Consider the following 26,130-nt stretch of genomic DNA (forward strand, 5'->3'; position numbering starts at 1 on the left):
TGAAACTGCGATCTATTCGCATTAACAGCGTTTTCTACACGGGTTCTCACAGCATGAAGTCGACGGCGGGCGGTTGGGTAAAACAGTGGCTGGGAGCCTCGGTATTGACGGTGTCTGGGCTGGCATTGCTGCCCTTGAGCGTGGCGCAGGCGCAGGAGCAGCAAAGCGCCCAGTTCAACTTTGCCCAGGCCGCCAAGCCGCTGCCCCAGGCGCTGAGCGATTTCAGCCGGGTGACCGGCATCAGCGTGATCTACACCGATGAAGCCCCCTATGGTCTCAACGCCCCGGCGGTCAGTGGGCCGATGAGTGCCACCCAGGCCCTGCAACGCTTGCTGGGCGGCTCCGGCTTGACCTTCCGCCAGATCGACGCGCGCACCCTGGCCCTGGAACCGCTGCCCACCGACGGTGCGGTGAACCTCGGCGCGACCACCATCAGCGGTGTCGGCCAGGCCCAGGACAGCACCAGCTACCAGCCTCCACCCACCAGTTCGGTGATGCGCTCCCATGCTTTGCTGCTGGAAACCCCGCAGACCGTCAACGTCGTACCCGCCCAAGTGTTGCGCGACCAGACCCCGCGCAACCTGGATGACGCCCTGGCCAATATCAGCGGCATCACCCAGGCCAACACCCTGGCCAGCACCCAGGACGCGGTAATGCTGCGTGGCTTTGGCGACAACCGTAACGGCTCGATCATGCAAGACGGCATGCCGTTGGTGCAGGGCCGCGCGCTGAACGCCACGGCAGAACGCGTTGAAGTGCTCAAGGGGCCATCGTCGCTGCTGTACGGCATCCAGGACCCGGGCGGCGTGGTCAATATCGTCAGCAAAAAGCCCGAGCTGAGCCAATCCACGGCCCTGACCGTGCGCGGTTCCACCTTTGGCGATGGCAAGAACGGCAGCGGTGGCAACCTCGATACCACCGGCCCCATCGGTGATTCGGGCCTCGCTTATCGCTTGATCGTCGACCATGAAGACGAAGACTACTGGCGCAACTTCGGCACCCACCGCGAATCGCTGGTGGCGCCGTCCCTGGCCTGGTACGGCGACACTACCAAGCTGCTGTTCGCCTACGAGCACCGTGAATTCCTCTCGCCGTTCGACCGTGGCACCGCGATCGACAAGTCCAACCACCCACTGGACATCCCCTCCACGCGGCGTCTGGACGAACCGTTCAACAACATGGAGGGCCGTTCCGACCTGTACCGTTTCGAGGCCGACCACGACCTCAACGACGACTGGAAGGCGCACTTCGGCTACAGCTGGAACCGTGAAACCTACGACGCCAGCCAAGTGCGCGTCAGCGCGGTGAATGACAATGGCACCCTGACCCGCAGAATGGACGGCACCCGGGGCGCGATCAGCACCGACCGTTTCACCACGGCCAGCCTGGAAGGCAAGGTGAACGTGCTGGGCATGCAGCATGACCTGGTGTTCGGCCTGGATGACGAATACCGCAAGATCTACCGCGCCGACCTGATCCGCCAGAACTCGCGCGGCACGTTCAACTACAACAACCCGGTGTATGGCAACGAAGTCGCGGGCACCACCGTCAGCGCCGCCGACAGTGCCCAGACCGACCTGTTGCGCAGCGACTCGCTGTTCTTCCAGGACGCCATTCACCTGACCGACCAGTGGATTCTGGTGGGCGGTGTGCGCTACCAGATGTATGACCAATACGCCGGCAAGGGCGTGCCGTTCAAGGCCAACACCGATGGCAATGGCCAGGCCTGGGTGCCGCGGGCCGGCCTGGTGTATCGCTACACTGATGAGCTGTCGTTCTACGGCAGCTACACCGAGTCGTTCAAACCCAACTCCACCATCGCCGCCTTGGCCGATGGCAGCACGTTGACCGGCGACCTCACGCCGGAGGAATCCAAGTCCTGGGAACTGGGGGCCAAGCTCGACATACCTGGGCGCGTGACTGCCAGCGTGGCGTTGTTCAACATCGACAAGCGCAATGTGCTGGTGTCGGTGGGCTCCGGTGCCAACACGATCTACAGCATTGCCGGGCAAGTGCGTTCCCGTGGCCTGGAACTGGACGCCAGCGGCCAGTTGACCGACAAGTGGAGCCTGATCGGCAGCTATGCCTTCACCGACGCCGAAGACGTCAAGGACAACGACCCGACGCTGCAAGGCAACCGCCTGCAAAACGTGGCCAGGCACACCGGTTCGTTGTCGGTGGCCTATGACGTCGGCACTATTTTCGGTGGCGACCAGTTGCGGGTGGGGACCGGAGCGCGCTACGTCGGCGAGCGCGCAGGCGATGCCGCCAACGACTTCGATTTGCCGGGCTACACCGTGGCCGACGCGTTTGCCACCTATGACACCAAGATCGACGGGCAGAAGGTCAAGTTCCAGTTCAACGTGAAGAACCTGTTCGACCGCACCTACTACACCTCGGCGGCCAGCCGCTACTTCGTGTCGATAGGTGATGCGCGGCAGGTGTCGGTGTCCAGCACCCTGGAGTTCTAAAGCCTGGCGGGTTTGTTGGGGTTAGCAGGCTTGTTATGGCTAGCAGGCTTGTTGTGGCAAGCGGGCTTGCCCTAATGCCGTTCAGTTAAGCGTACATCGCCTTCTGTAGGAGCGAGCTTGCTCGCGAAAAACGTCAACGATAACGCGTGTTTCCTGAGTGAACGCGGCGCCTGTGAGTTCTTCGCGAGCAAGCTCGCTCCTACAAAAAAGCCTTAACTGAACGGCATTAGGGCAAGCCCGCTCGCCACAACAAGCCAACTCGCCACGACAGGCCCGCTCGCCACAGGAGTACGGAGCTGTTAGCGTTGCGGCCACTAATGGCTTTGCGGAACACAGTACTGATGCACTTTGGGCGATGGCTACACCTGCTGTACGTGAGTTTTTTACTGGGGGGCTGTGCGAGTGTTTCGCCGCCTTCCACACCATCAACACTCGATCACCTGCTGGCCGATCCTGCCCTGAACGGCTCCACGGTTTCCGTCATGGTGCGCGATGCCCGCAGCGGCACCACGCTCTACCAGCACAACCCGCGCACGCGCTTGGTTCCCGCGTCCAACCTCAAGCTGCTGACCACGGCGGCGGCGATGGACGTGCTCGGGCCGGACTACCGGTTTTCCACGCAACTGTTGAGCGACGGCCGCCGCCAGGGCGAGCGCCTGATCGGCAACCTGTACCTGCGTGGCCTGGGTGACCCGACAACGCAGTTCGCCGACTACCAGGCCCTGGCCGCGCAGTTGGCCAGCCAAGGTGTGCGTCAGGTATCGGGTGACTTGGTGTTCGATGACACCTGGTTCGATACCCAGCGCCTCGGCGTCGACTGGGCCCAGGACGACGAAAGCACCTATTACGGTGCGCAGATTTCGGCGCTGACGGTGTCACCCGATACGGATTTTGATGCCGGCACCTTGCTGGTCACCGCCAAGGCGCCGCTCAGTGCCGGCCAGCCGGTGAGTGTGTCGATCAGCCCGGCCACCGATTATGTGCAACTCAGCAATCGTGCGGTGAGCGGCGCGGGCAACAACTACGCCATCACTCGCCAGCACGGCACCAACCTGCTGCAACTCAGCGGTGCACTGGCGCCGGGAAAGCAAAGCCGGCAGTGGGTGAGTGTGTGGGAACCGACGCAACTGGTGGCCAATCTGTTTGAGCAGGCGCTGGCGCAGCAGGGTATCCAGGTGCTAGGCCGGCGTGTGTTCGGGGGCGCGAGCCCAGCGACGGCGACGCTGTTGGCGGAGCATCGATCGGCGCCGTTGCAAGATTTGATCACGCCGCTGCTCAAGCTTTCGAACAACAACATGTCCGAAGCCCTGCTCAAGGCCATGGGCCGCAAAACCTCCAATGCGGGCACGGCGGTGGCGGGCGTGGCGGCAGTCGCGGCGTTTATGCAGCGCCAGGGCATGGACCCGGCGACGCTCAGCCAGGTGGATGGCTCCGGTTTGTCGCGGCGCAACCTGGTGTCGGCGCAAAATCTCACCGACCTGTTGCTGGCCGCTTCGAAACAATCCTGGTTCGACGCCTGGTACAACGCCTTGCCGATTGCCGGCAATGCCGAGCGCATGACCGGCGGCAGCCTGCGTTATCGCCTGCGGGGCACCGCCGCCGAAAACAACCTGCACGCCAAGACCGGCTCCATGGGCGGTGTGTCATCACTGAGCGGATACATTACCGACAGTGAGGGACGGCGCCTGGTGTTTTCAATGATCAGCAATAACTACATCAGCGACGCAGCCCCCATCCGCGCCCTCGAGAACCGCCTGGCACTTGCCCTGGCCCAGTGGCACGACTAGCTCAGGGCTGGTAGCCCATCCGCCAACTCACGGCCCGGGTCGCCGCCAGCAAGCGCTGCGCCGCCGGGCCATCTTCGTCGGCGTGGAACAGTGAGGTGGGGCCGACCACGGTCATCACTGCAGCCACCTGGCCAACCGCGTTGAACACCGGCGCCGACAATGCATCCACCCCCGGCATCAGCAGGCCATGCACAAAGTGCAGGCCGCGCTGGCGGATCTGTTCGCAGGTGAGGGCATAAGCCTGGTCGTCGGCCAGGGCATGGGCGATGCCAGCCTCGATCTCGCGTTCACGCAATTCGACGGTTTCCCGCGACGGCAGGAAGGCACTGAACACCAGCCCGGTGGACGAGCTGAGCAGCGGCAGTACCGAGCCCAGTTGCGTCACCACCGTCACGGCGCGCACCGCCGGCTCGATCTGCACCACGGTCGCGCCCTGGTTGCCCCACACCGCCAGGAAGCAGGTTTCATTCAATTCGTCGCGCAGTTCGGCCAGGGGCAGGGCGCCGACTTTCAACACGTCCATACTGCCCAGGGCGGCCAGGCCCACGCGCAAGGCTTCGCGGCCCAGGCCGTAATGGTTGGTGGCGGTGTTCTGTTCGGCAAAACCGGAGGCGATCAACGCCTGGAGATAGCGGTGCACCTTGCTCGCCGGCATCTGCACATGTTCGGCCAGGCGCGACAGCGAGGTGGAGGGCGACAGTTCGGCCAGGGCCTTGAGGATATCGGTGCCCACTTCGGCCGAGCGGACTTTCTGTTTACCGGTGTCGCGGGGCTTTTCCATGGAGGGGCGGGAATCCGAGAGATGAGTGGGCGTCTTTATAGCTTGACGGTCGGCAGTGATCAAATTACGTTATGCGTAACTGGATTACGATAAAAACAACTTCCGCCAGAGGATGATCCATGAACCTCGAATACCTCTCGGGCTTCGGCAATGAATTCGCCAGCGAAGCCCTACCCGGCGCGCTGCCCGTCGGCCAGAACTCCCCGCAAAAAGCGCCCTACGGTCTCTACACCGAACTGTTTTCCGGCACGGCCTTCACCATGGTGCGCAGCGAAGCGCGCCGTACCTGGCTGTACCGCATCCAGCCGTCGGCCAACCACCCGGCGTTCGTCAAGCTGGAGCGGCAATTGGCCGGTGGCCCGCTGGGGGCGGTCACGCCCAATCGCCTGCGCTGGAACCCGCTGGAGCTGCCGAGCGAGCCGACGGACTTTATCGAGGGACTTGTCGGCATGGTCGCCAATTGCGCGTCGGAAAAACCGGCGGGCATCAGCATCTACCACTACCGCGCCAACCGATCGATGGAGCGCGTGTTCTTCAACGCCGATGGCGAGCTGTTGATCGTGCCTGAGCAGGGCCGCTTGCGTATCGCCACCGAACTGGGGGTGCTGGAGGTCGAGCCGCTGGAAATCGTCGTACTGCCGCGCGGCCTGAAGTTCCGCGTCGAATTGCTGGATGCGCAAGCGCGTGGCTACGTCGCCGAGAACCATGGCGCACCGCTGCGCCTGCCGGACCTGGGGCCGATTGGCAGCAATGGCCTGGCCAATCCCCGCGACTTCCTGAGCCCCGTCGCCCATTACGAAGACCTCAAGCAGCCCACCACCCTGGTGCAGAAATTCCTCGGTGAACTGTGGGCCTGCGAGCTGGACCACTCGCCGCTGAACGTGGTGGCCTGGCACGGTAACAATGTGCCGTACAAATACGATCTGCGTCGCTTCAACACCATCGGCACCGTGAGCTTCGATCACCCCGACCCGTCGATCTTCACCGTATTGACCTCGCCCACCAGTGTGCATGGCTTGGCCAACCTCGACTTTGTGATCTTCCCACCGCGCTGGATGGTGGCCGAGAACACCTTCCGGCCACCGTGGTTCCACCGCAACCTGATGAACGAATACATGGGCCTGATCCAGGGCGTCTACGATGCCAAGGCCGACGGTTTCCTGCCCGGCGGTGCATCGCTGCACAGCTGCATGAGCGCCCACGGCCCGGATGGCGAGACCTGCACCAAGGCCATCAATGTCGAGCTGGCGCCCCACAAGATCGATAACACCATGGCCTTTATGTTCGAGACCAGCCAAGTGCTGCGCCCGACCCAGTTCGCCCTGGAATGCCCGCAACTGCAACCCGCTTATGACGCGTGCTGGGCCTCGCTGCCCGCCACCTTCAACCCGAACCGGAGATAACCCATGACGCAACCAACGCTTGCCCGCAGCTGGGTCGCCAGTGCCAATGGTCACCGCGACTTCCCCCTGCAAAACCTGCCGCTGGGCGTGTTCAGTATCCATGGCTCGGCACCGCGCAGTGGCGTGGCGATTGGCGACTGTATTCTCGACCTGCTGGCCGTGCGCGATGCGTTTGACGGCGAAGCGCTTCGCGCCGTCGATGCCACCACCGGCGGACAGTTGAATGCCTTCTTCGAACTGGGCCGTGGCCCGCGCGTAGCCCTGCGCGAGCGCCTGTTGGAATTACTGGGGGAGGGCAGCCCGCTGCAAGCGCGTGAGGCCCAAGTGCTGCACCGCGCCGCCGATTGCCAGATGCACTTGCCGGCGAAGATCAACGACTACACCGACTTCTACGTCGGCATCGAGCATGCGCAGAATGTCGGCAAATTGTTCCGCCCCGACAACCCCTTGCTGCCCAACTACAAGTACGTGCCGATTGGTTATCACGGCCGCGCCTCGACCATTCGCCCCTCCGGCACCGACGTGCGTCGTCCCAAAGGCCAGACCTTGCCAGCCGGCCAGGCCGAGCCGACATTCGGTCCCTGCGCGCGCCTGGATTATGAGTTGGAGCTGGGTATCTGGATCGGCCAGGGCAATGCGATGGGCGATTCGATTGCCATTGGCGATGCGGCAGACCACATCGCCGGTTTCTGCCTGCTCAACGACTGGTCGGCGCGGGATATCCAGGCCTGGGAATACCAGCCGCTGGGGCCGTTCCTGTCCAAGAGCTTTATCACCAGCATCTCGCCCTGGGTGATCACGGCCGAAGCCCTGGAGCCGTTCCGCAAGGCACAACCGGCGCGGCCTGAGGGTGACCCGCAACCGTTGCCGTACCTATTGGATCAACGCGACCAGGCGGCGGGCGCCTTCGATATCGAACTGGAAGTGCTGCTGACCACGGCCGCGATGCGCGAACACAACCTGCCAGCCCATCGCCTGGCCCTGAGCAACACCCTGCATATGTACTGGACCGTCGCGCAATTGGTGGCGCACCACAGCGTCAACGGCTGCCAGTTGCAGGCCGGTGACCTGTTCGGTTCGGGCACGTTGTCCGGGCCCGAAGCCGGGCAGTTCGGCAGCCTGCTGGAGATGACCGAGGGCGGTAAGAAAGGGGTCGAACTGCCTTCCGGCGAAGTGCGCCGATTCCTCGAGGACGGCGACGAAGTCATCCTGCGCGCCCGCTGCAGCCGCGAAGGCTTTGCGTCCATCGGGTTTGGCGAATGCCGTGGCACCGTGGTTGCGGCGCGCTAGGAGGGCAGGGCAATGGACCTTTATACCTACTACCGCTCCACCGCATCGTACCGGGTGCGTATTGCCCTGGCCCTCAAGGGCCTGGATTACAGCGCTGTACCGGTCAACCTGCTGGTGCCGCCTGGCGGTGCCAATCACCAGCCCGCGTACCTGGCGATCAACCCGCAAGGCCGTGTGCCGGCCTTGCGCACGGATGACGGCGAGCTGTTGATTCAATCCCTGGCGATCATCGAGTACCTGGAGGAACGTTATCCACAGGTGCCGCTGCTGGCGCAGGACCTGGCGACCCGTGCCCATGCGCGCGCGGTGGCTTCGATCATCGGCTGCGATATCCACCCGCTGCACAACTCCAGTACCCAGAACCTGCTGCGCCAGTGGGGGCATGACGAGGCTCAAGTGCTGGAATGGATCGGTCATTGGATCAGCCAGGGCCTGGCTGCCGTCGAGCAGTTGATTGGCGATCAGGGTTTTTGCTTTGGCGAGCAGCCGGGGCTGGCGGATGTGTTCTTGATCCCGCAGTTGTACGCGGCGCAGCGTTTCAAGGTCCCGCTGGCGGCATACCCGCGCATCGGGCGAGTGGCGGCGTTGGCGGAGCAACATCCGGCGTTTGTGCAGGCGCATCCGGCGAACCAACCTGATACCCCATGACGCTGGAGACTTGTATAGAGCACTGGTTGCCCCTAAATCACTGATAGCCAGCCCGATACTGCATTTACGGCGAGCAATATCACTGTGGCGAGCGGGCTTGTTGTGGCGAGCGGGCTTGCCCCGCGTTGGGCTGCGCAGCAGCCCCAAAACACAGTCCCGGAGCTGCCTGGCACACTGCAGCGCTTTTATTGGGGCTGCTGCGCAGCCCAACGCGGGGCAAGCCCTAATGCCGTTCAGTTAAGCGTACATCGCCTTCTGTAGGAGCGAGCTTGCTCGCGAAAAACGTCAACGATAAACGCGTGTTTCCTGAGTGAACGCGGCGCCTGTGAGTTCTTCGCGAGCAAGCTCGCTCCTACAAAAAAGCCTTAACTGAACGGCATTAGGGCAAGCCCGCTCGCCACAGGACGGTGTTTTCCTGGAAAGAGGGTGTTCAATGCACCACGGAGTTGGGGGGCAGGTGCCCCAGCCGCTCGGTCAGGCGCAGGCGCTGGATCGGGTCTTCGCTGAGCAGCAGCGCATGTTCCAGGTCGAAGCGTTCGGCGCTGGGGCAGTCCAGGCGTTGGTACAGGCTGGCGCGCGCCAGGTAGTCGGCGGCGCTGGCATTGCCCAGTTCCAGCACGCGTTCGGCGTCGACCAGGGCCGCCAGCGGATCGTCATTGGAGAGGTGCAGTTGGCGCAGGTTGCGTGACAGGCGTTGCAGGATCGAACGGGGTTCGGCGGTGTGCAGGTGGTCTGATTGCAACTTGAGGTTGGGGCCGTATTGGCGTTGCAGCAGCTCGCGGCAATCATTGGGGTAGAGGCGCCGACCGCCGCACGGATCGAGCAGGTGATCGGCGCCGGGGACTCGCAGCAGGAAGTGGCCGGGGAAGTTGACGCCGACCATGGGAATATTCAGGCGCCGCGCCAGCTCCATCGCGATCAGGCCCATGGCCAACGGTTGCCCGCGCTTGCGTTGCAGCACCTTGTCCAGCAAGGCAGCAGCGGGGCGCAGCGGGGTGAATTCGTCCTGGGCGAACCCCAGGTCATTCATGCGCCGCAGCAGCGGTTGACCGAGCTCATCCGCCGGTAGCATGGGCATGCCCACATTCACCTGTTGTTCCAGCGAGATCAGGTCCTGCAGGATCACCAACGGCTGCACCGCCGGGTCATGTTCGGCAGCAATCCACAGCGCTGCTTCAAACAGCGCGGGGGGTGAACGTTCCAGGCAGGCGAAAAAAGCTTGGCGCGGCTTCATTGCGTTCTCCGACGGATGCCTCCGTTTTAGCCTTGCTGTGAATTTTCGTCCAGTGGCTTGAGAAGGATCCTATCTGCTTATGTCGCAGGGCCTGCAAAACCGGGCGGCTTATTCCAGTGCACTTCGGCAGTTTTCTACCGCAAGCCTATACTTGGCGACACCAGACGTGATTCGGGAGCTCGACGATGTTTGCTCTCATGCACAGCTACCGCCTTGAATCGCTGCACCTGAGCATTGACCCGGTGACGGGGTTGAAGGCGGTCATCGCCATCCACAACAGCCGCCTGGGACCCGCTTTGGGCGGCTGTCGCTACCTTGCCTACCCCGATGACGAAACGGCCGTCGCCGATGCCGCGCGCCTGGCCCAAGGCATGAGCTACAAGGCCGCCCTGGCCGGGTTGCCGGTGGGCGGCGGCACGGCCGTGATCCAGCGCCCCGCCCATGTGGAAAGCCGGGCGGCGCTGTTCGAAGCCTTCGGCCGGTGCATCGAGCAACTCAATGGCCGCTACATCACCGCCATCGACAGCGGCACGTCGGTGGCCGACATGGACTGCATTGCCCAACACACCCGCTTCGTCACCAGCACCACGGCGGCCGGCGACCCTGCGCCCCATGCTGCCATGGGGGTGTTCGCCGGCATTCGCACCACTGCCATGGCGCGCCTGGGCAGCGACAACCTTGAGGGCTTGCGCGTGGCGATCCAGGGCCTGGGCAATGTCGGGTTCGCCCTGGCTGAACAACTGCACGCCGCTGGCGCCGAACTGCTGGTCAGCGACATCGACCACGGCAAGGTGCAACTGGCCATGGAGCAGCTCGGCGCGCACCCCATTGCCAACGACGCCTTGCTCAGCACGCCCTGCGACATCCTCGCGCCCTGCGGGCTCGGCGCTGTGTTCAACCGCACCAGCGTCGGCCAACTGCGCTGCGCCGCCGTGGCCGGCTCCGCCAGCGCACAACTGACCAACCTGCAAGTGGCCGACCAGTTGGAAGGGCGCGGCATCCTCTATGCCCCGGACTACGTGATCAACTCCGGCGGCCTGATCTACGTTGCCCTCAAGCACGGCGGTGCCGAGCTGCCGACCATCACCGCACACCTGTCGAACATCGGCACGCGCTTGACCGAAATATTCGCCCACGCCCAGGCCGAAAAACGCTCCCCGGCACGGGTGGCGGACGAATTGGCCGAGCGCCTGCTCTACCAATAACCAGGCATTAAAAAGGCCCTGAACCGATGATTCAGGGCCTGTTCAATTCGGGCTTTATTCCGCCGCGGCGTTGAGCAACTCGGACAACGCGTCCGGCTGGCTCTTGAACGCCTTGGCAAATACATCGCGGTTCTTCGCCATGTAGATCCCGGCCTCTTCAACCTGCTGCTCACTCAGGGACGGCACGGCTTTTTGCAACACTTCTGCAAGCAACTCGGCGAGTTCAAGCATCTTGTCATGACGGTCAGCTTCGGCTTTATCCATGAACAAACGCTCCAGATCTCGGCTGCTGCGGTATACCACTTCGACGGCCATTCACCACCTCACATGCCTTCACGATAGTTGTCTTTTGCTACTACTGTATCTATATACAGCGAAAAGCATATGCCAAACGCGCGGGTTTGGATAGCAGGATTTTTAATGTAGCTGCTAAGTGGGAGATTACTACAACGGAAATTTCTGACTATCTACCGGGATTTTGCTGGAAACATCCCAGGTTTACCGTCCTCAGTATCCTTGATAAATCCGTTTTCGAATGACGTGCCTCATGTCATCCCGCCATCATCTCATGCCTACCCTGGCCTTTTTTCTGCATGCAGAACAACCGTCATGTCCAACCTGCATTATCCGGTCGAACCGACCTAAGGAAGTATCATCGTGAAATTCAACTGGGCCGAAAAGCTGCGCCAGAACGTCCATGGGCTGGCCGAGTCCCTGGGTAATCTGTTTGTCGAGTCGTTCCACTACCTGGCGTTGTTCGCCATTGGTGCGGTGACCGCCTGGGCGGCGGTGATGGAGTTCCTGGGGATGCTGGAGAACGGGCACATCAAGATCGATGACATCTTGCTGCTGTTCATCTACCTGGAATTGGGGGCCATGGTCGGGATTTATTTCAAGACCAACCACATGCCGGTGCGTTTCCTGATCTACGTGGCGATCACCGCGCTGACGCGTCTGTTGATCTCCAACGTGTCCCACCACAACCCGCCGGACATCGGCATCATCTACCTGTGCGGCGGGATTCTGCTGCTGGCGTTCTCGATCCTGGTGGTGCGCTATGCCTCGTCGGCGTTCCCTTCGGTGAAGGTCGAAGGCCCGCGTCGCAAGGGCGAGGCGAACCTGGAAACCGAGAAGGGCGAGCTTTAAAGCCCGATGCTGAAAGGCAGGGCACGGGTGGGCGGTCGCTGCAATAGTTTGTGACTGTCCCCGTCCGTCATCACCGCCAGGATTTCCATGGCGCTATGGCCCTGCTCGATGGCAATGCCGAACTGGATGCTTTGCACCAGGCGTTTGAGCCGTTGCGGGTCGTTGCGTTGTTCGGCGCTGATCATGCGCTTGGCCACCACCCCCTTCTCGTTGGAGAGGGTGAGCATGATGCTGCCATCCAGCCGCTGGATGCTCAGGTTGACCCGGTATTGAGGGGTGAACGTGTCGGTGATGATCTGAAAAGGGTTGTCCATGGTGCGTTACCGCCTGATAAGAACATGCAGTCATTGACGACCGGCGTCTGGATTAGTTCGCGTTGCCTGACCACCGGCCACTCCGTCGCTGAGGTTTCACAACATCCGTTTGCCTCATCAGCCATACAGCAAGGGGCGTGCCGTACAGCGGCCTCCCAGGCGTTGAAATCAGAATGTGGGAGGGGGCTTGCTCCGGATGACGGTGGATCAGCCAATGAATACTCGGCTGAACCACCGTCAGCGCAAACAAGCCCCTCCCGCCGTTGTGCTGTGGTGTGCTGGCGTGCTGTGCGTCGTTTCAGGGCAATACCGAGAAAATGATCGCAGACAGCGCAATCAGCCCGATCACCACGACGAACACGTTCGATACTGGGGGGGATTTTTCGCGGATTGCACCCATGGGGAGAGGGGCAATTATAACGATCGCGGGGAAGTAAGAAGATGTAACTAACTCCCCACCCTACCAGCGTTTTTGCTCGTAGTCAGGGTTAATTTGTAATGTAGGATTTATCTTTGCAAAGGGCTTGAAATGTTCTTCTGAGTGCTCAATTGTGTAATCAAGAGGTCATGGTTTCACCACCCCGGTGTTGCAGTTTGTGATCTCTCGCGAGCTAGCTGAAATAAGGGAAGAACTATGCAAATCCAAGTCAATAGCGATAACCATATTGAAAGCAGCATCCGACTGGAGGAGTGGGTACGTAATACCATTGAAAGCACGCTCGAACGTTATGAAGAGGACCTGACCCGCGTTGAGGTCTACCTGCGGGATGAGAACGGCGACAAGCCCGGTCCCCACGATTTAAGTTGCCGCCTGGAAGCACGGCCAAAGGGCCATCAACCGCTTTCGGTACTGCATAAGGCCGATACCCTGGAGCAGGCGATCGACGGTGCAGCGACCAAACTGGATCATGCGTTGGAACATTTGTTCGGCAAACTGCAAGGCAAGCCCCGCGCTGCCGCTAAAAACCAGCCAATCAACAAAGTGAATGAAGACGCGCTGGAACAGGAATTCCTGGAAAACGAAAACGCTGTCATCAACGGCTGACCGTTTTTTCATCCTCCTACAAACGGGCCTGCATCTGCAGGCCCGTTTTCGTTTAGCCGCCGCGTCGGAAAAAATACCGGCTCAGCATCGCCAGCCCACCAGCCCCCAACCCGGCAAACAACATCGCCCAACCGGCGCCGTGGCGCAGGGCCGCCTGGGCATCGTTGAATGCCAGCCCCGTCGACTGCAACTTTCCTGCGGCGATGTGTTGGCTGATAGCCGGCCAATCCATTGCCGTGGTTGCAGGCAACACCTCGGCCAGTCGATGGCTGATCCCCAGCAACAGCACCAGCCCCATCAGCGCGATGTTGAGGGCCAGGGTGATCAGCCGTGCACTGAGGTCGATGCCCGAGGCCATGCCCGCCCGGTCGGCCGACACCGAACCGGTGGTGGTGTTGGTGGTGGGCGAGTTGGTCAGCGCCAGGCCCACGCCGGCGATCACGCAACTGAGCAGCACCAGCCCGATACGTGGGTGCTCGGCCGCGTTGACCGCGGCCATGGCCAGGAAGCCTGCGGCCATCAGGCCCAGGCCCAGCGGAATAATGCGTTCGGCGCCATAACGCAGGGCCAGGCGCTCGGCCAACGGCGGTACCAGCAAGGTCGGCAGGGTGTAGGCGAGCAGCGCGGCGCCGGTGGTCAAGGTGTCGTAACCCAGGCCCGCCTGGAAGTACAACGGCAAGTAGATCATGAACGGCCAGAAGCTGAAGTTCATGCCGATCGAGCCCATCAACGCGCCGTTGAAACGCTGGATGCGGAACACCGAGAAGTCGAACATCGGGTGCGCACTGCGAAGCTCGACCGTGATGAACAGCAGCAAACCGAGCCCCGACAAAGCCGCCCAGCCGAGCATGGCGGGTGTGCCGAAGCCGTGCTCGCTGCCTTGGGTGATGAAGTACACCAGGGCAAACACCGACAGGGTCAAGGTGAGCATGCCGGCGATGTCCAGGCGATGGGCGGCCGGGTCGCGGGACTCCTGCACGCTGATGCGCAGCAGCACCAAGGTGAACAGGGTGAGCGGCACATGCACGAGGAACACCCAACGCCAATCCGCCATCGCCAGGATCAATGCGCCGATCATCGGCCCGAAGCCCAGGCCCACGCCGGCAATCACCCCCCATATCGCAAAGGCCCTTGCCCGTGCCGCGGGTTCGCGGAACAGGTGCGAGAGGATGGCGAACTGGCAAATCATCATCGCACCTGCGCCGATGCCCTGGACAAACCGCGCGGTGATCAGCAGCGACGCATCCTCGGCCAGCCCACAGGCCAACGACGCCAGGCCAAACAACCACAGGCACAGCACCAGCATGCGTCGGCGCCCAAAGCGGTCAGCCAGGGTGCCGGCGGCCATCAGCACACTGGTGCAGGCCAGGGTGTAGGCGTTCATGATCCATTGGGCATCCTGGAAGCCGGTGCCCAGTTGTTGTTCCAGGGTGGGCAGGATGACCGGCACGCTGGAAATTTCCAGGCCGAACATCAGCGCGACCAGGCATACGGCGGTGAGCGCCAGGCCATTCCTGGCGGTGCGCGGTGGGCTGACGGCCGCTAACGTGGCGGTGGGTGGCATGGGATTCTCCTGTGAATGACGTGTCACGTTATTTTCAGGGGAATGTGATTCTTTATTCGTGATAAGTTTTCTTTCTATAAGGGACTCAAGGGCGACAATTGCACCATGGCCACCCCGCGTTTTGATGGCGTTGAACTGTTTCTCCAGATTGTCGAAAGCGGCAACCTGACCGAGGCCGCCGAACGGCTCAACCTCACGCGCTCGGCCGTCGGCAAAGGCCTGGCGCGCCTCGAGGCCCGCCTGGGAACCTGTCTGTTGCAACGCTCTACCCGCCGCCAGCGCCTGACCGAGGATGGCCAGGCTTACTACGAACATTGCCTGCGCGCGCTGGCCGAACTGGAGGCCGCCGAATCGGTACTGGAAAGCGGCCGGCAACAGCCGCGCGGCCGCTTGAGGGCGAGCCTGCCACTGGCGTTCGGGCACCACTACGCGGCGCCGGCACTCTGGGGCCTGATGGACCGATTTGCCGAGTTGGACATCGAGATTTCTTTCTCCGACCGGCTGATCGACGTGGCCCAGGAAGGCTTCGACCTGGCTGTGCGCATCGGCGCGCTGCCCGACACCGATCGCCTCAGCGCCCGCCGCCTGGGTGAGCAGGCCATCGGCCTTGCCGCCTCGCCGGCGTATTTGCAGCGCGTGGGGGCAATAGAGCGCATCGAGGACCTGGCCGGGCATCGCGGTATCGCCTACCGCTGCAGTGCCCCGCGCCGGGAGTGGGAGTTGAATGACGCCGAGGGTCGCTCGCACCGTGTGCGCGTCGCTTCGCCCTTGATGATGGATGACCTCCAGGCCGTGGCCGATGCCGCTATCGCCGGTGTTGGCCTGGCCTGGTTGCCGAGTTGGTTGATTGCGCACTATGTCCTGCGCGGGCAACTGGAGGCGGTCCTGCCGAGCTACCGCGACCAGCCCGCGCCGATCCATGTGATTTGGCCCACGGCCACGCATATGCCGGCGAAAACACGCTGCGCCATCGACGCCCTGGTCGCAGGCACGCCCAGTTGCCTGGCGGGCAGTTAGAGCCGGCCCATCAGGCGCGCGCATTACCAGGGTGGCGAGCGGGTTTACTGTGGCGAGCGGGCTTGCCCTAATGCCGTTCAGTTAAGCGTACATCGCCTTCTGTAGGAGCGAGCTTGCTCGCGAAAAACGTCAACGATCACGCGTGTTTCCTGAATCAACGCGGCGCCTGTGAGTTCTTCGCGAGCAAGCTCGCTCCTACAAAAAAGCCTTAACTGAACGGCATTAGGGCAAGCCCGCTCGCCACAACAAAGCCCGTTCGCTACAGCAAGCCTGCTGGCTACAACACACGCCGCTTGCCACAGGCTGTTTGTCGCTCGAGCAGTCAGAACGCGATAGACGTCTGTAGGTACACCGTGCGCGGCTCACCGATGTATTTGCCCTTGTTGTTATCGTCGAACGAGCGCGTGTAGTACTGCTTGTTGAAGATGTTCTTCACGCCCACCGCCACATTCAAATCCGACAGCTGCGGGCCGAAATCATAGGCCGCGCGGCTGCTGAACAGCATGTAGCCGGGGATGCGCCCATTGGCACCGTCGGCGGTTTCGGCCTCGGTGTTGGCGTTGTCGGCGAACTGGCTGCTTTGGTAGCTGCTGTCCACGTTGAGTTTCCACGGGCCTTCGGTGTAACCCACGCCCAGGGTGCCTTTGTGCTTGGACGAGAAGGGCACGCGGTTGCCTTTGTTCGGCCCGTCTTCACGGATGGTTGCATCGACGTAGGCGTAGCTGGCGTACACATCGAAGCCGGCCAGCGCCGGGCTCAAGCCGTCGAGGGCATAGTTGATGCTGGTCTCGATACCCTGGTGACGGGTTTGGCCACGGGCGATCACGGAATCGTTGGTCTGGTTGCTTTCGTACTGGTTGTCGAAGTTGATCAGGAACGCGCCGATTTCCGCACGCAGGCTGCCATTGTCATAACGTGTGCCGAGTTCCCAGGTGCGGGCTTTTTCCGGTTTCACTTCGCCGCTGGTCACGCGGTTAGGCATCTGGCTGTACTGCACACTGCCGAACGAGCCCTCGGTGTTGGCGTAGAGGTTCCAGTCGTCCGTCAGGTGATACAGCACATTGAGCGCCGGCAGGGCGGTGTTGTAGTCGCCTTTGTATTTGACGTTGGTCAGGTTGTTGCTCTGCTGGGACTCGATCATCTCGTAGCGAATGCCCGGGGTGATGGTCCACCGGCCGATATCAATCCGATCATCGACGAAGAATGCATTGGCTTCGGTACCGCCGCGTGTGTCGCGGTCGTTGCGGCTGTCAGTGGTGGGGATTTGCTGGTTGTTGGCGGAAATCGGTGTGCGGTAGCGCAACTCATGCCCGGCTTCGTTGATGTAGCGATAGCCCACGCCCACTTCATGGCTGGTGGGGCCCAGGTCAAAGCCTTGGGCGAGACGGGTTTCCAGGCCGCGTACCCAATATTCGCGCGGCGACAGCGAAAGGAACGTGCCCTGGTCCAGGTAGCCGCTGCGCAGGGTCTTGGTGAAGAAGCTGTTGACGGTGAACTCGCGGCGGTCCTGCTCGTAGCGATAGCCGACGTTGAACATCGTACGGCGGCCCCAGAATTTGTCGTAGGGGCGGGTCGACTGATACGGGTCGGCCTTGTAGTCCGCCACGTTCAAGCCCCCAGGCATGTCGGCCTGGCCTTCGTAGTACTGCGCCATGGCATTGAAGCTGTTGGCGTCGTCGAGCTGGTATTTGCCCTTGAGGATCAGATCGTCGATGCGTGTGTTGCTGTTTTCGCGCCAGTCGCCGCCACGGGTACCAGAGTACAGCAGCGCGCCGCCCAGGCCGTTGTCGGCGGTGCCGCCGGCCAGCAGGTTGGCGGTGCTCTTGAAGCCATCGTGGCTGGAGGAGGGGCTGGTTTCGGTCTGCAAGCCGCCTTTGACGGTGGGCGCATCCGGGATCGCACGGGTCACGAAGTTGACCACGCCGCCGACGTTCTGCGGGCCGTAGCGTACCGCACCGCCGCCGCGCACGACGTCCACGGCGTCCATGTTGCCCAGGCTGATCGGCGCGAACGACAGTTGCGGCTGGCCATACGGCGCGAACGGCACGGGGATGCCGTCCATCAATACCGTAGAGCGCGACGCCAGGCGTGGGTTGAGGCCGCGGATGCCGAAGTTCAGCGCCATGTCGTGGCTACCGGTGCCGTTATTGTCCGGAGCATTGACGCCGGGGATGCGGTTGAGCACGTCCTTGGCCTGGGTCGCGCCCTGGCGTTCGAATGCCTCACGGCGGATCACGTCACGCGCGCCGGGGTGTTCGAACACATTGGCTTGCGCCGCGTCGCCGAGCCAGTCGCCGACGACGGTGGACGTGCCGAGCTCCAACGTGGTCGGTGCATTGGCCGGTTGCAGGCTGTAGGCATTGTCGCCTTCGGCGCGGGCTTGCAGGCCGGTGCCTTCCAGCAGTGTTTGCAGCCCGTCGGCGGCACTGTAGTTGCCGGACAGCCCACGGCTCTGCAGGCCGGCTGTGACGTCTGAACCGAAGGAAATCAACACGCCGGCTTCGCGACCAAATTGATTGAGCGCCGCCTCCAGCGAGGCAGGCGCGATCTGATAGGTCTTGGTGTCGTCCGCCATTACCGATGGCAGGGCGGTAAAACTGAGGCTGGCGCCTAGCAGCAGTTGGCGCAAGGTGCGGGTGAGAAGGGGCGGTTGCTGGGGCATGAAGAGCGGTCCTGAGAAGGAAGGATCAAGGGGGCTTTCCTTCTCTGTCACGCGAGGTGCGGAAAACGGCTCACGGTTGCGCGCAATACTTCAAGCGCGTGCCTGAACGGTCACCCAGTAGCGGGTAAAGCGCCGCACCTTGACCGGCAGGCTGACCTCCAGCAGATCGAGAATGCGTTCACTGTCGTCCAACGGATAGCTGCCGGACAGCAGCAGGTTGGCGACTTGCGGATCGCAATTGACCTGGCCTCGGCGGTAACGGCCCACTTCGGCGAGGAAATCTTCCAGGCGCATATGCGCGGCCACCAGCATGCCGTCGGCCCAGGCACCACTGTTGGCGTCGGTGGGGCGTGGCGTATCCCAGCCCTTGCGGGTGAAATTCACCTGGCGCGCGGCCTCGACCGTCAGCGGCAGGCCACTGTAGCGGTTGGGCATCACCTCGACCCGGCCCGCGAACACCGCCACGTGGGTATGGTCGTTGTACTGGCGCACATTCAGGCGAGCAGCCTGGCTGCTGAGCAGGCCCTGGCCGGTGAGCACCTGCAACGGTGTGTTGCCGGCGACACCGTTCAGCAGGATCTCGCCTTCGAGCAGGCGGATCAGCCGTTGCTGGCCATCGAAATGCACATCCACCGCGCTGCCGGTATTGAGCTGCAACTGGCTGCCGTCGGCCAATTGCACCTTGCGGCGTTGGCCGACGGGGCTACGGTAGTCGGCGCTCAGGGGTGGCAGGATATGTTGCTGGCGCAGGCTCCAGGCCGCAGCCGAGCCGGCACCCAGGATCAACAGCAGCTTCAGCGCCTGGCGTCGGCTGCTGGATTTCGGTGCGTTCAACGCCGCATGGGCCAGGGGCGAGGGCATGTCGCGCAGGCGCTGGTTGACGCGCTGGATGTGGTCCCATGCCCGTTGGTGTTCGCTGTGGGCATTCAACCATTGCTGCCAGGCCGCCTGCTGGCGCGGGCTGAGCGCGCCTTGCTGCATCTCCATCAACCAGTGCACGGCTTGCTCGGCGATGTGGGTCGAGAAATTCATAGGGCGAAATAGCAGCGCATGGCGGCTTTATTCAGGTGGCGTTTGACGGTGGCGATGGAGATGCCCAGTTCGGCGCCGATTTGCGCGTAGGTCAGGCCATCGAGCTGGGCCAGCAGGAATGCGCGTTTGACGCGGTTGGGCAGGCCGTCGAGCAGTTGGTCCAGTTCCAACAGGGTTTGCAGGATGATGGCGCGTTCTTCTTCCGACGGCGCGACCAGTTCCGGCATCTGTGCCAGCGTCTCGAGGTAGGCGCGCTCCAGGTCCTGGCGGCGGTAGAAGTTGAACAGCACGCGCTTGGCGATGGTGGTGAGGAAGGCGCGCGGTTCGACCAGCGTCGGGGTTTCCCGCGCGCTCAGTACGCGCACAAAGGTGTCCTGTGCCAGGTCGGCCGCGCTTTGCGGGCAGCCGAGCTTGCGTCGCAACCAGCCGGTGAGCCAGTGATGATGCTCGTGATACAGGACTTCGACGGTGTGGGACGGGCTCAACGTGAACACTCCGCAAGCATCGACATGCTTTAGAGAACAAGAATTGTTCGCATTGTAGGGCCCCGGAATGGGTTCGGCAATCCGCTCGCACCGGTGTTTCATCCGTTGTGTTTTGCTTATGAGAATATTTATCATTAATATTGCGCGCTGACGAACCTGGCGCCTCCCGCATGAAAAGCAAAACCTCACTGCCCGTCTCCTATCGCCTCGCCGTGACCTCGCGGGTGCTGGCCGCCGTTGTTGGCGGTTATCTGATGGCTTCCCTGGCCAGTATCTGCCTGGCGCTGTGGCTGCCGACGTCCCGTGCCGATGCGGTGATCGTGGGGATGATGAGTTCGTTTGTGTTCTATCTGCTGGCGGTGCTGTGGTGCTTTGCCTGCCGCACGGCCGGGCGTGCCTGGCTGGGCGTGATGGCGCCCTGCGTCCTGTTTGCCACCCTGGCGGGCGCGGGTTGGTGGGTGGCACGCCCATGAAAGAGGGATTTCGCCAGGCCATGGCCTGGTTGCACACCTGGGTCGGGTTGATCTTTGGCTGGCTGCTGTTCGCGATTTTCCTGACCGGCACCTTGTCCTATTTCAAAGACGAGATCACCCATTGGATGCAGCCTGAAGTGCAGGTGCATGGGGTGGATGACGCCCGCAGCCTCGCGGTGGCGCAAGCCTATCTGGAGCGACAGGCGCCTACCGCTGCGCGCTGGTTTATTACCCTGCCCGACAGCCGCGATCCCGGCTTGTCGGTGATGTGGCAGGACAAGGTCGACCCCGGCAAGCGTGGCAACTTTATCCAGAAAGTCCTCGACCCGGTCAGCGGTCAACCGGTGCAGGTCCGTGAAAGCATGGGCGGCGAATTCTTCTATCGCTTCCACTTCCAGTTGCAAATGCCTCACCCGTGGGGCCGCTGGCTGTCGACCTTTGCCGCGATGGTGATGTTTGTCGCCTTGATCACCGGCATCATCACCCACAAGAAAATCTTCAAGGACTTCTTCACCTTCCGCCCCCGCAAAGGCCAGCGTTCCTGGCTCGATGGGCATAACGCGGTGGGCGTGCTGGTGTTGCCCTTTCACCTGATGATCACCTACAGCAGCCTGGTGATTTTCATGAGCATGGTGATGCCGGCGCCGATCGTGGCCTCTTATGGCGACGACACCCGGGCGTTCTTCAGCGAAGTGTTCCCGGCCACCGACAATGCGCCGGCCCTTGGCCAGCCAGGTAAGTTGCTGCCCCTGGGGCCGATGTACGCCCAGGCGCGGCAGCAATGGGCGGGTGGTCATGTCGGACGTGTGGCGGTGAATAATCCCGGCGACGTGAATGCGTCGGTGAATGTGTTCCGCGCCGGTTCCGACAGCGTGGTGCATGACTTCGGCAGCATCGTGTCGTTCAACGGCACCACGGGAGAGCAGGTGCGTGTCAGTGGCGAGCCGTCGTTGCCCGCTGTTATCGGCGGCAGTTTCTACGGCTTGCACATGGGCCATTTCGCCGGCCCGGTGCTGCGCTGGTTGTACTTTATCTGCGGCCTGGCGGGCACGGCCATGATTGGCTCCGGCCTGGTGATCTGGCTGGGCAAACGCCAGCTCAAGCACGTCAAAAGCGGCGTGATGCCGTTCGAGCTGAAACTGGTGGAGGTGCTGAACATCGCCAGCATGTCCGGGCTGATGATCGCCATCGCCGCGTTCTTCTGGGCTAACCGTTTGCTGCCGGTGAGCGTCGCCGAGCGTTCCACCTGGGAAGTGCAGGTCTTCTTTATTGCCTGGGGCCTGAGCCTGTTGCACGCCATGTTGCGTCGAGGTCGCCAGGGCTGGGTCGAGCAATTGAGTGTCGGTGCGCTGTTGTTTGTCGCCGTACCCTTGCTCAACGCAATCACCACCTCCGAACACCTGGGGGTGTCCCTGGCCAGGGGCGATTGGGCCATGGCTGGCTTCGACCTGACGTGCCTGGGCAGCGGTGTGTTCCTGGCTTGGGCGGCCTGGAAGATGCAACGCCGTGCCGCGCTTCCATCCAAGGCCGAGGGTGTGCCTTCGCTCAAACTCAAGCCGGAGGCGCACTGAATGCTCGTTGCTCTGCTGATGTGTTACGCCGGGTTCACCGCGTTGTGCCTGTCCACCGATCGTCACCATGGCGAGTTGCTGCACAGCAAACCCTCCCCGCGTCGGCGCTTGGGGTTACGCGCCGCCGGCTGGTTGCTGCTGACGGTGTCGATTTGGCCTGCGGTGGTGATCGCGGGGTGGGGCCAGGGCCTGGTGCAGTGGTGCGCGGTATTGATGCTCAGCGCATTACTGCTGGTGTTGCTGTTGCCGTATCGGCCAAGGCTGGCCATGAACCTGGCGGGCATCGGCCTGCTGGCCTGCCCCGTTGCAGCCGTCGCCACGCTCTGAGCCCGCCATGATGATCAGCCCGCCACCCGAACCCCAGGACAGCCCGCACACCGATGCGGCGGGTGGGCGCGCACATTTTCTACAGGTGTTCCTGTCCCAGCGTTCGCAGATGGAAGCCCTGGTCAGCCGTCGCGTGGGCTGTCGCGCGACGGCGGCCGACCTGGTGCAGGACCTGTTCCTGCGCTTCTGGCGCCGGCCCCTGGTACAGGTTGAAGAGCTCAGTACCTACTTGCTGCGCTGCGCCGGCAATATCGCCATCGACCACTTGCGCAGCGAAGGCGCCCGCGTGCGCAGCAACGAAGGCTGGCTGCCGGAGCAGCAGGATAACCAGGGTTCAGAACCCCAGGCGGCATTGGAGGCGGGCAACGACCTGCGCCATGTCGAGGCCGCCTTGCGCAGTTTGCCGGAACGCACCCGGCATATTTTCCTGCTTAACCGCATCCATGGCCGCAAGTACGCGGACATCGCCAAGGCCATGGGGCTGTCCCAAAGCGCGGTGGAAAAACATATGATGCGTGCCCTCGAAGCCTGCAAAGCCAGCCTTCGTGAGCCATCGCCTCCACGCACGCCAGGGAAAGCACCGTGAACGTCACCCCCACGCCCGACCAGGAACACGCCGCACTGGCCTGGCTGAGCCTGCTGCACGACCAGCCCAGCAGCGGCGACCAGGCTACCTTCAGCCGCTGGCTGCGGGCTGACCCGGCGCATGTGGAGGCCTATGCCCAGGCCCAGGTGGTGTGGGAATTGAGCGAAGTGCCGGCGCGCCTGTTGGCCGACGAAGAGGCCCTGGCCTTGCAGGGCTATCTCAATGCCATGAGCGCCAGCAGGCGTTCGCGAGTGGTGCGCTGGTCCGGTGCGCTGGCCACGGCCGCGTGCCTGCTGGTGATGGTGTCGATGGCCGCGGGTTGGCAGCCGTCGCGCTGGATCGATGACTTTGGCGCCGATTATGTGAGCGCGCCGGGGGAAGTGAAGACCGTCACCCTGGCCGACCAGTCCCAAGTCACCCTGGATGCCGACAGCGCCATCGCCGTGGATTTCAGCCAGGGCGAGCGGCATATCCAGCTGCGGCGCGGCGCGGGCTTTTTCAGCGTGACGCACACGGGTGAGCCATTCGTGGTGGCGGCGGGCAGTGGTGAGGCGCGGGTGCTGGGCACGCAATTCGAAGTGCGCCTGCAAGCGGCAGGGGCTCAGGTCACGGTGTTGTCGGGACGGGTGGGTGTGACACCTTCCAGGCAGGCTCAGCAGCAAATTCTTACGGCTGGGCAGCAAGTGGCCTACGCCGAAGGCGTCGCTGAGCCCCTGCACGCGGTCGACAGCGAATCGCGCCTGGCCTGGCGCGACGGCTGGCTCAACTACTACAAGGCGCCCCTGGCGGATGTGCTCAAGGACCTGGGCCGTTACTACCCTGGCCGCATCGTGCTGCTCAACGACGAGATGGGGGCCAAGCGGGTCAGCGGCAGCTTCCCGAGCAAAGACCCGCAGGCAGTACTGAACGCGTTGCAGGCGGTATTGGGCTTCGAACAGCACAGCCTGCTGGGGCGAATGATCGTGGTGCGCTGATTACTTCAGCGCGGCCATGATCTTCTCGGGGCTGTACTCGCGGATCAGCGTGCCGTTCACCGCCACGAACGGAATCCCGCCGCCGCCCAACGCTTCATAGGCCTGGCGTGCCTGGGCGTCCTTTTCGATATCGAGCGCCTGGTACGGAATGCCTTTCTGGTCGAGGAAGCGGCGGATCTGCTTGCAGTAGCCACACCATTGGGTGGCATACAGCACAACGTGGGCCGAAGCCCGCGTCTGCTCCGAGACCACCTGGGACGGGTTGAACAGCCGTTCGACCTTGCCCCAGTTCTGGATCACGACCACCACCAGCAACACCAGCAGGACTTTTTTAAAGACCCCGCCGAGCATCAGTTACGGCGCTTGAGCTGGTCGGTCAGTTGGGTCGGCAAGCCCTTGATGATCAAGGTGCCGGCGGCTTCGTCATACTCGATCTTGTCGCCCAGCAAGTGCGCTTCAAAACTGATGGACAGGCCCTCGGCGCGGCCGGTGAAGCGGCGGAACTGGTTGAGCGTGCGCTTGTCGGCGGGAATTTCCGGCGACAGGCCGTAATCCTTGTTGCGGATATGGTCGTAGAACGCCTTGGGCCGATCCTCATCGATCAAGCTCGACAGTTCTTCCAGGCCCATGGGTTCGCCGAGCTTGGCCTGGCTGCTGGCGTAATCCACCAGGGTCTTGGTTTTTTCGCGGGCAGATTCGTCCGGCAGGTCTTCGCTTTCGACGAAGTCGCTGAAGGCCTTGAGCAGGGTGCGGGTTTCGCCCGGCCCGTCGACGCCTTCCTGGCAGCCGATAAAGTCGCGGAAGTACTCCGAGACCTTCTTGCCGTTCTTGCCTTTGATAAACGAGATGTACTGCTTGGATTGCTTGTTGTTCTGCCACTCGGAGACGTTGATGCGCGCCGCCAGGTGCAGCTGGCCCAGGTCCAGGTGGCGCGATGGGGTCACGTCCAGCTCATCGGTCACCGCCACGCCTTCGCTGTGGTGCAGCAGGGCGATGGCCAGGTAGTCGGTCATGCCTTGCTGGTAGTGGGCAAACAGCACATGACCACCGGTGGAGAGGTTGGATTCTTCCATCAGCTTCTGCAGATGCTCGACGGCGGTGCGGCTGAACGCAGTGAAATCCTGGCCACCTTCGAAATAGTCCTTCAACCAGCCACTGAACGGGTGCGCGCCGGACTCGGCATGGAAGTAACCCCAGGCCTTGCCTTGTTTGGCGTTGTAGCTCTCGTTGAGGTCGGCAAGCATGTTCTCGATAGCGGCCGACTCGGCAAGCTCGGAGTCGCGGGCGTGGAGAACTGCGGGTGTGCCGTCGGGTTTTTTGTCGATCAGGTGGACGATGCAATGACGGATCGGCATAGGCTTCTCGGCTGGTTGAGCGGGGAGCGGTTGGCCTCCCCGAAAAGTTGCCCAGTGTACCGCACCCATTGGCCAAGACACGCGTCGAAGGGGTTTTGGATGCTCTCCGACGGGGTATATGCCTTTTTTTCACGGTTTAGAGCGATAAAGCTGACCAAATGGCTAGGTAGAAGCGGATATTTCCCCGTCTCTGTGCTAGTTTTGCCCCGTCTTACGCCATGACTCGGCGTTAAGCGTGCATTCAGCATCTGTCAGGTCGAACCAATCCCCGTTTCAAGCATCTATAACCCCGATCTCCGTGGTTATAGCCGGGGGTGCCAGGCCATGACGGTCGGGCTCGACGGCTGACACTGCACTCTGCAATATCCATATGAATTTGATAGGGAAGGAACACCACAATGGCTTTGACTAAAGACCAACTGATCGCTGATATCGCTGAAGCTATCGACGCGCCAAAAACCACCGCGCGCGCAGCTCTGGACCAACTGGGCCAGATCGTTGCTGATCAGCTGGAAAACGGCGGCGAAATCACTCTGCCAGGTATCGGCAAGCTGAAAGTGACCGAGCGTCCTGCCCGTACTGGCCGTAACCCTTCGACTGGCGCTGCCATCGAAATCGCTGCCAAGAAAGTTATCAAGCTGGTTGTGGCCAAAAGCCTGACCGACGCTGTTAACAAGTAAGACGCAGCAAAAAAAAACCGTGCTCCGGAGCGATCCGGGCACGGTTTTTTGTTGCCTGCGATTTTTTACCTGTAGGAGCG

The 26,130-nt window shown here is 62.4% G+C and carries 25 protein-coding genes; 15 read left to right on the forward strand and 10 right to left on the reverse strand.

Annotated elements, in window-relative coordinates:
* Window positions 1-53: 53 nt before the first annotated feature.
* Together AB7933_RS06925 and dacB are read left to right on the forward strand one after the other, a co-directional pair.
* Window positions 54-2,471 carry a TonB-dependent siderophore receptor gene (locus AB7933_RS06925; RefSeq protein ID WP_024073590.1) on the forward strand — a complete coding sequence of 806 codons (2,418 nt, stop codon included), beginning with the start codon at window positions 54-56 and terminating at the stop codon, window positions 2,469-2,471.
* Between the two features lie 341 nt (window positions 2,472-2,812).
* The gene (gene dacB / locus AB7933_RS06930) at window positions 2,813-4,258 is read left to right on the forward strand and encodes a D-alanyl-D-alanine carboxypeptidase/D-alanyl-D-alanine endopeptidase (RefSeq protein ID WP_041161104.1); all 1,446 of its coding nucleotides are present in this window, start codon (window positions 2,813-2,815) and stop codon (window positions 4,256-4,258) included.
* A gap of 1 nt (window position 4,259) precedes the next feature.
* Here the strand turns inward: dacB and AB7933_RS06935 are convergent, their stop codons facing one another.
* On the reverse strand, window positions 4,260-5,039 hold the full coding sequence (locus tag AB7933_RS06935; protein ID WP_024073592.1) for an IclR family transcriptional regulator: 780 nt from the start codon (window positions 5,037-5,039) through the stop codon (window positions 4,260-4,262).
* 119 nt (window positions 5,040-5,158) lie between these two features.
* On the opposite strand from AB7933_RS06935, the gene hmgA reads away from it, so the two are divergent.
* From hmgA to maiA, 3 genes are read left to right on the forward strand one after another with little or no spacing between them, the layout of a single operon-like run.
* Window positions 5,159-6,442 (forward strand): homogentisate 1,2-dioxygenase, encoded by a 1,284-nt coding sequence (gene hmgA, locus AB7933_RS06940; protein WP_024073593.1) that lies wholly within the window; start codon window positions 5,159-5,161, stop codon window positions 6,440-6,442.
* Window positions 6,443-6,445: 3 nt separating this feature from the next.
* Window positions 6,446-7,732: a fumarylacetoacetase gene (gene fahA, locus AB7933_RS06945; RefSeq protein WP_024073594.1), complete on the forward strand. Its 1,287-nt coding sequence runs from the start codon at window positions 6,446-6,448 to the stop codon at window positions 7,730-7,732.
* 12 nt (window positions 7,733-7,744) lie between these two features.
* Window positions 7,745-8,380 (forward strand): maleylacetoacetate isomerase, encoded by a 636-nt coding sequence (maiA, locus tag AB7933_RS06950; RefSeq protein WP_024073595.1) that lies wholly within the window; start codon window positions 7,745-7,747, stop codon window positions 8,378-8,380.
* A gap of 430 nt (window positions 8,381-8,810) precedes the next feature.
* Here the strand turns inward: maiA and AB7933_RS06955 are convergent, their stop codons facing one another.
* Window positions 8,811-9,614, reverse strand: a complete 804-nt coding sequence (locus tag AB7933_RS06955; protein WP_024073596.1) for a SirB1 family protein — start codon at window positions 9,612-9,614, stop codon at window positions 8,811-8,813.
* A gap of 185 nt (window positions 9,615-9,799) precedes the next feature.
* Here AB7933_RS06955 and AB7933_RS06960 point away from each other — a divergent pair, with 185 nt between their 5' ends.
* A complete protein-coding gene (locus AB7933_RS06960; protein WP_024073597.1) occupies window positions 9,800-10,819 on the forward strand; it encodes a Leu/Phe/Val dehydrogenase in 1,020 nt (339 codons plus the stop codon).
* 54 nt (window positions 10,820-10,873) lie between these two features.
* Here the strand turns inward: AB7933_RS06960 and AB7933_RS06965 are convergent, their stop codons facing one another.
* Window positions 10,874-11,134 carry a YebG family protein gene (locus AB7933_RS06965; RefSeq protein WP_003171979.1) on the reverse strand — a complete coding sequence of 87 codons (261 nt, stop codon included), beginning with the start codon at window positions 11,132-11,134 and terminating at the stop codon, window positions 10,874-10,876.
* Between the two features lie 342 nt (window positions 11,135-11,476).
* On the opposite strand from AB7933_RS06965, the gene AB7933_RS06970 reads away from it, so the two are divergent.
* Complete coding sequence (locus tag AB7933_RS06970; protein WP_024073598.1) at window positions 11,477-11,965, forward strand: phosphate-starvation-inducible protein PsiE; 489 nt, start codon at window positions 11,477-11,479, stop codon at window positions 11,963-11,965.
* Here AB7933_RS06970 and AB7933_RS06975 read toward each other — a convergent pair.
* A complete protein-coding gene (locus AB7933_RS06975; protein WP_024073599.1) occupies window positions 11,962-12,279 on the reverse strand; it encodes a DUF3509 domain-containing protein in 318 nt (105 codons plus the stop codon). The two genes, AB7933_RS06970 and AB7933_RS06975, sit on opposite strands and share 4 nt — an antisense overlap.
* Window positions 12,280-12,913: 634 nt before the next feature.
* Here AB7933_RS06975 and AB7933_RS06980 point away from each other — a divergent pair.
* Window positions 12,914-13,324, forward strand: coding sequence for an HPF/RaiA family ribosome-associated protein (locus tag AB7933_RS06980; protein WP_024073600.1), 411 nt, complete (start codon window positions 12,914-12,916; stop codon window positions 13,322-13,324).
* A gap of 52 nt (window positions 13,325-13,376) precedes the next feature.
* Here the strand turns inward: AB7933_RS06980 and AB7933_RS06985 are convergent, their stop codons facing one another.
* The gene (locus AB7933_RS06985) at window positions 13,377-14,888 is read right to left on the reverse strand and encodes an MFS transporter (RefSeq protein ID WP_024073601.1); all 1,512 of its coding nucleotides are present in this window, start codon (window positions 14,886-14,888) and stop codon (window positions 13,377-13,379) included.
* Between the two features lie 105 nt (window positions 14,889-14,993).
* Between AB7933_RS06985 and AB7933_RS06990 the strand changes: the two genes are divergently transcribed.
* Complete coding sequence (locus AB7933_RS06990) at window positions 14,994-15,905, forward strand: LysR family transcriptional regulator (protein ID WP_024073602.1); 912 nt, start codon at window positions 14,994-14,996, stop codon at window positions 15,903-15,905.
* 322 nt (window positions 15,906-16,227) lie between these two features.
* Here the strand turns inward: AB7933_RS06990 and fecA are convergent, their stop codons facing one another.
* The 3 genes from fecA to AB7933_RS07005 form a co-directional block, all read right to left on the reverse strand.
* On the reverse strand, window positions 16,228-18,567 hold the full coding sequence (gene fecA, locus AB7933_RS06995) for a TonB-dependent Fe(3+) dicitrate receptor FecA (protein WP_024073603.1): 2,340 nt from the start codon (window positions 18,565-18,567) through the stop codon (window positions 16,228-16,230).
* Between the two features lie 90 nt (window positions 18,568-18,657).
* On the reverse strand, window positions 18,658-19,599 hold the full coding sequence (locus AB7933_RS07000) for a FecR domain-containing protein (protein ID WP_024073604.1): 942 nt from the start codon (window positions 19,597-19,599) through the stop codon (window positions 18,658-18,660).
* Entirely contained in the window at window positions 19,596-20,084 is a 489-nt protein-coding gene (locus AB7933_RS07005; RefSeq protein ID WP_024073605.1) for a sigma-70 family RNA polymerase sigma factor, read from the reverse strand. The genes AB7933_RS07000 and AB7933_RS07005 overlap by 4 nt, the downstream gene beginning before the upstream one ends.
* Before the next feature lie 170 nt (window positions 20,085-20,254).
* On the opposite strand from AB7933_RS07005, the gene AB7933_RS07010 reads away from it, so the two are divergent.
* From AB7933_RS07010 to AB7933_RS07030, 5 genes are read left to right on the forward strand one after another with little or no spacing between them, the layout of a single operon-like run.
* Window positions 20,255-20,557, forward strand: coding sequence for a DUF3649 domain-containing protein (locus tag AB7933_RS07010; protein ID WP_024073606.1), 303 nt, complete (start codon window positions 20,255-20,257; stop codon window positions 20,555-20,557).
* Complete coding sequence (locus AB7933_RS07015; protein ID WP_024073607.1) at window positions 20,554-22,128, forward strand: PepSY-associated TM helix domain-containing protein; 1,575 nt, start codon at window positions 20,554-20,556, stop codon at window positions 22,126-22,128. Before AB7933_RS07010 ends, AB7933_RS07015 begins: the two co-directional genes overlap by 4 nt.
* Window positions 22,129-22,455, forward strand: coding sequence for a DUF3325 domain-containing protein (locus AB7933_RS07020; RefSeq protein WP_024073608.1), 327 nt, complete (start codon window positions 22,129-22,131; stop codon window positions 22,453-22,455).
* 7 nt (window positions 22,456-22,462) lie between these two features.
* Complete coding sequence (locus AB7933_RS07025; protein WP_024073609.1) at window positions 22,463-23,041, forward strand: RNA polymerase sigma factor; 579 nt, start codon at window positions 22,463-22,465, stop codon at window positions 23,039-23,041.
* The gene (locus AB7933_RS07030; protein WP_024073610.1) at window positions 23,038-24,015 is read left to right on the forward strand and encodes a FecR family protein; all 978 of its coding nucleotides are present in this window, start codon (window positions 23,038-23,040) and stop codon (window positions 24,013-24,015) included. The genes AB7933_RS07025 and AB7933_RS07030 overlap by 4 nt, the downstream gene beginning before the upstream one ends.
* Here the strand turns inward: AB7933_RS07030 and AB7933_RS07035 are convergent, their stop codons facing one another.
* Both AB7933_RS07035 and yejK read right to left on the reverse strand, forming a co-directional pair.
* Window positions 24,016-24,366, reverse strand: a complete 351-nt coding sequence (locus AB7933_RS07035) for a glutaredoxin family protein (RefSeq protein WP_024073611.1) — start codon at window positions 24,364-24,366, stop codon at window positions 24,016-24,018.
* Complete coding sequence (gene yejK, locus AB7933_RS07040) at window positions 24,366-25,370, reverse strand: nucleoid-associated protein YejK (protein ID WP_024073612.1); 1,005 nt, start codon at window positions 25,368-25,370, stop codon at window positions 24,366-24,368. The genes AB7933_RS07035 and yejK overlap by 1 nt, the downstream gene beginning before the upstream one ends.
* Window positions 25,371-25,768: 398 nt before the next feature.
* Between yejK and AB7933_RS07045 the strand changes: the two genes are divergently transcribed.
* On the forward strand, window positions 25,769-26,050 hold the full coding sequence (locus AB7933_RS07045; RefSeq protein ID WP_024073613.1) for an HU family DNA-binding protein: 282 nt from the start codon (window positions 25,769-25,771) through the stop codon (window positions 26,048-26,050).
* The last annotated feature ends 80 nt before the right edge of the window (window positions 26,051-26,130 follow it).

It is taken from the genome of Pseudomonas gorinensis (assembly GCF_042015035.1).
In the GTDB taxonomy this organism is placed as follows: domain Bacteria; phylum Pseudomonadota; class Gammaproteobacteria; order Pseudomonadales; family Pseudomonadaceae; genus Aquipseudomonas; species Aquipseudomonas gorinensis.

Excerpts from the sequence above, each read along its gene's own strand:
- AB7933_RS06975 (WP_024073599.1), bottom strand. The coding sequence starts at position 12,279 with ATGGACAACCCTTTTCAGATCATCACCGACACGTTCACCCCTCAATAC.
- dacB (WP_041161104.1), top strand. The coding sequence starts at position 2,813 with ATGCACTTTGGGCGATGGCTACACCTGCTGTACGTGAGTTTTTTACTG.
- hmgA (WP_024073593.1), top strand. The coding sequence starts at position 5,159 with ATGAACCTCGAATACCTCTCGGGCTTCGGCAATGAATTCGCCAGCGAA.
- AB7933_RS06985 (WP_024073601.1), bottom strand. The coding sequence starts at position 14,888 with ATGCCACCCACCGCCACGTTAGCGGCCGTCAGCCCACCGCGCACCGCC.
- AB7933_RS06965 (WP_003171979.1), bottom strand. The coding sequence starts at position 11,134 with ATGGCCGTCGAAGTGGTATACCGCAGCAGCCGAGATCTGGAGCGTTTG.
- AB7933_RS07010 (WP_024073606.1), top strand. The coding sequence starts at position 20,255 with ATGAAAAGCAAAACCTCACTGCCCGTCTCCTATCGCCTCGCCGTGACC.
- AB7933_RS07000 (WP_024073604.1), bottom strand. The coding sequence starts at position 19,599 with ATGAATTTCTCGACCCACATCGCCGAGCAAGCCGTGCACTGGTTGATG.
- AB7933_RS06960 (WP_024073597.1), top strand. The coding sequence starts at position 9,800 with ATGTTTGCTCTCATGCACAGCTACCGCCTTGAATCGCTGCACCTGAGC.
- AB7933_RS07015 (WP_024073607.1), top strand. The coding sequence starts at position 20,554 with ATGAAAGAGGGATTTCGCCAGGCCATGGCCTGGTTGCACACCTGGGTC.
- AB7933_RS06990 (WP_024073602.1), top strand. The coding sequence starts at position 14,994 with ATGGCCACCCCGCGTTTTGATGGCGTTGAACTGTTTCTCCAGATTGTC.
- AB7933_RS07020 (WP_024073608.1), top strand. The coding sequence starts at position 22,129 with ATGCTCGTTGCTCTGCTGATGTGTTACGCCGGGTTCACCGCGTTGTGC.
- fahA (WP_024073594.1), top strand. The coding sequence starts at position 6,446 with ATGACGCAACCAACGCTTGCCCGCAGCTGGGTCGCCAGTGCCAATGGT.
- yejK (WP_024073612.1), bottom strand. The coding sequence starts at position 25,370 with ATGCCGATCCGTCATTGCATCGTCCACCTGATCGACAAAAAACCCGAC.
- maiA (WP_024073595.1), top strand. The coding sequence starts at position 7,745 with ATGGACCTTTATACCTACTACCGCTCCACCGCATCGTACCGGGTGCGT.
- AB7933_RS07045 (WP_024073613.1), top strand. The coding sequence starts at position 25,769 with ATGGCTTTGACTAAAGACCAACTGATCGCTGATATCGCTGAAGCTATC.
- AB7933_RS06925 (WP_024073590.1), top strand. The coding sequence starts at position 54 with ATGAAGTCGACGGCGGGCGGTTGGGTAAAACAGTGGCTGGGAGCCTCG.
- AB7933_RS07035 (WP_024073611.1), bottom strand. The coding sequence starts at position 24,366 with ATGCTCGGCGGGGTCTTTAAAAAAGTCCTGCTGGTGTTGCTGGTGGTG.
- fecA (WP_024073603.1), bottom strand. The coding sequence starts at position 18,567 with ATGCCCCAGCAACCGCCCCTTCTCACCCGCACCTTGCGCCAACTGCTG.
- AB7933_RS06935 (WP_024073592.1), bottom strand. The coding sequence starts at position 5,039 with ATGGAAAAGCCCCGCGACACCGGTAAACAGAAAGTCCGCTCGGCCGAA.
- AB7933_RS06955 (WP_024073596.1), bottom strand. The coding sequence starts at position 9,614 with ATGAAGCCGCGCCAAGCTTTTTTCGCCTGCCTGGAACGTTCACCCCCC.
- AB7933_RS06980 (WP_024073600.1), top strand. The coding sequence starts at position 12,914 with ATGCAAATCCAAGTCAATAGCGATAACCATATTGAAAGCAGCATCCGA.
- AB7933_RS07025 (WP_024073609.1), top strand. The coding sequence starts at position 22,463 with ATGATGATCAGCCCGCCACCCGAACCCCAGGACAGCCCGCACACCGAT.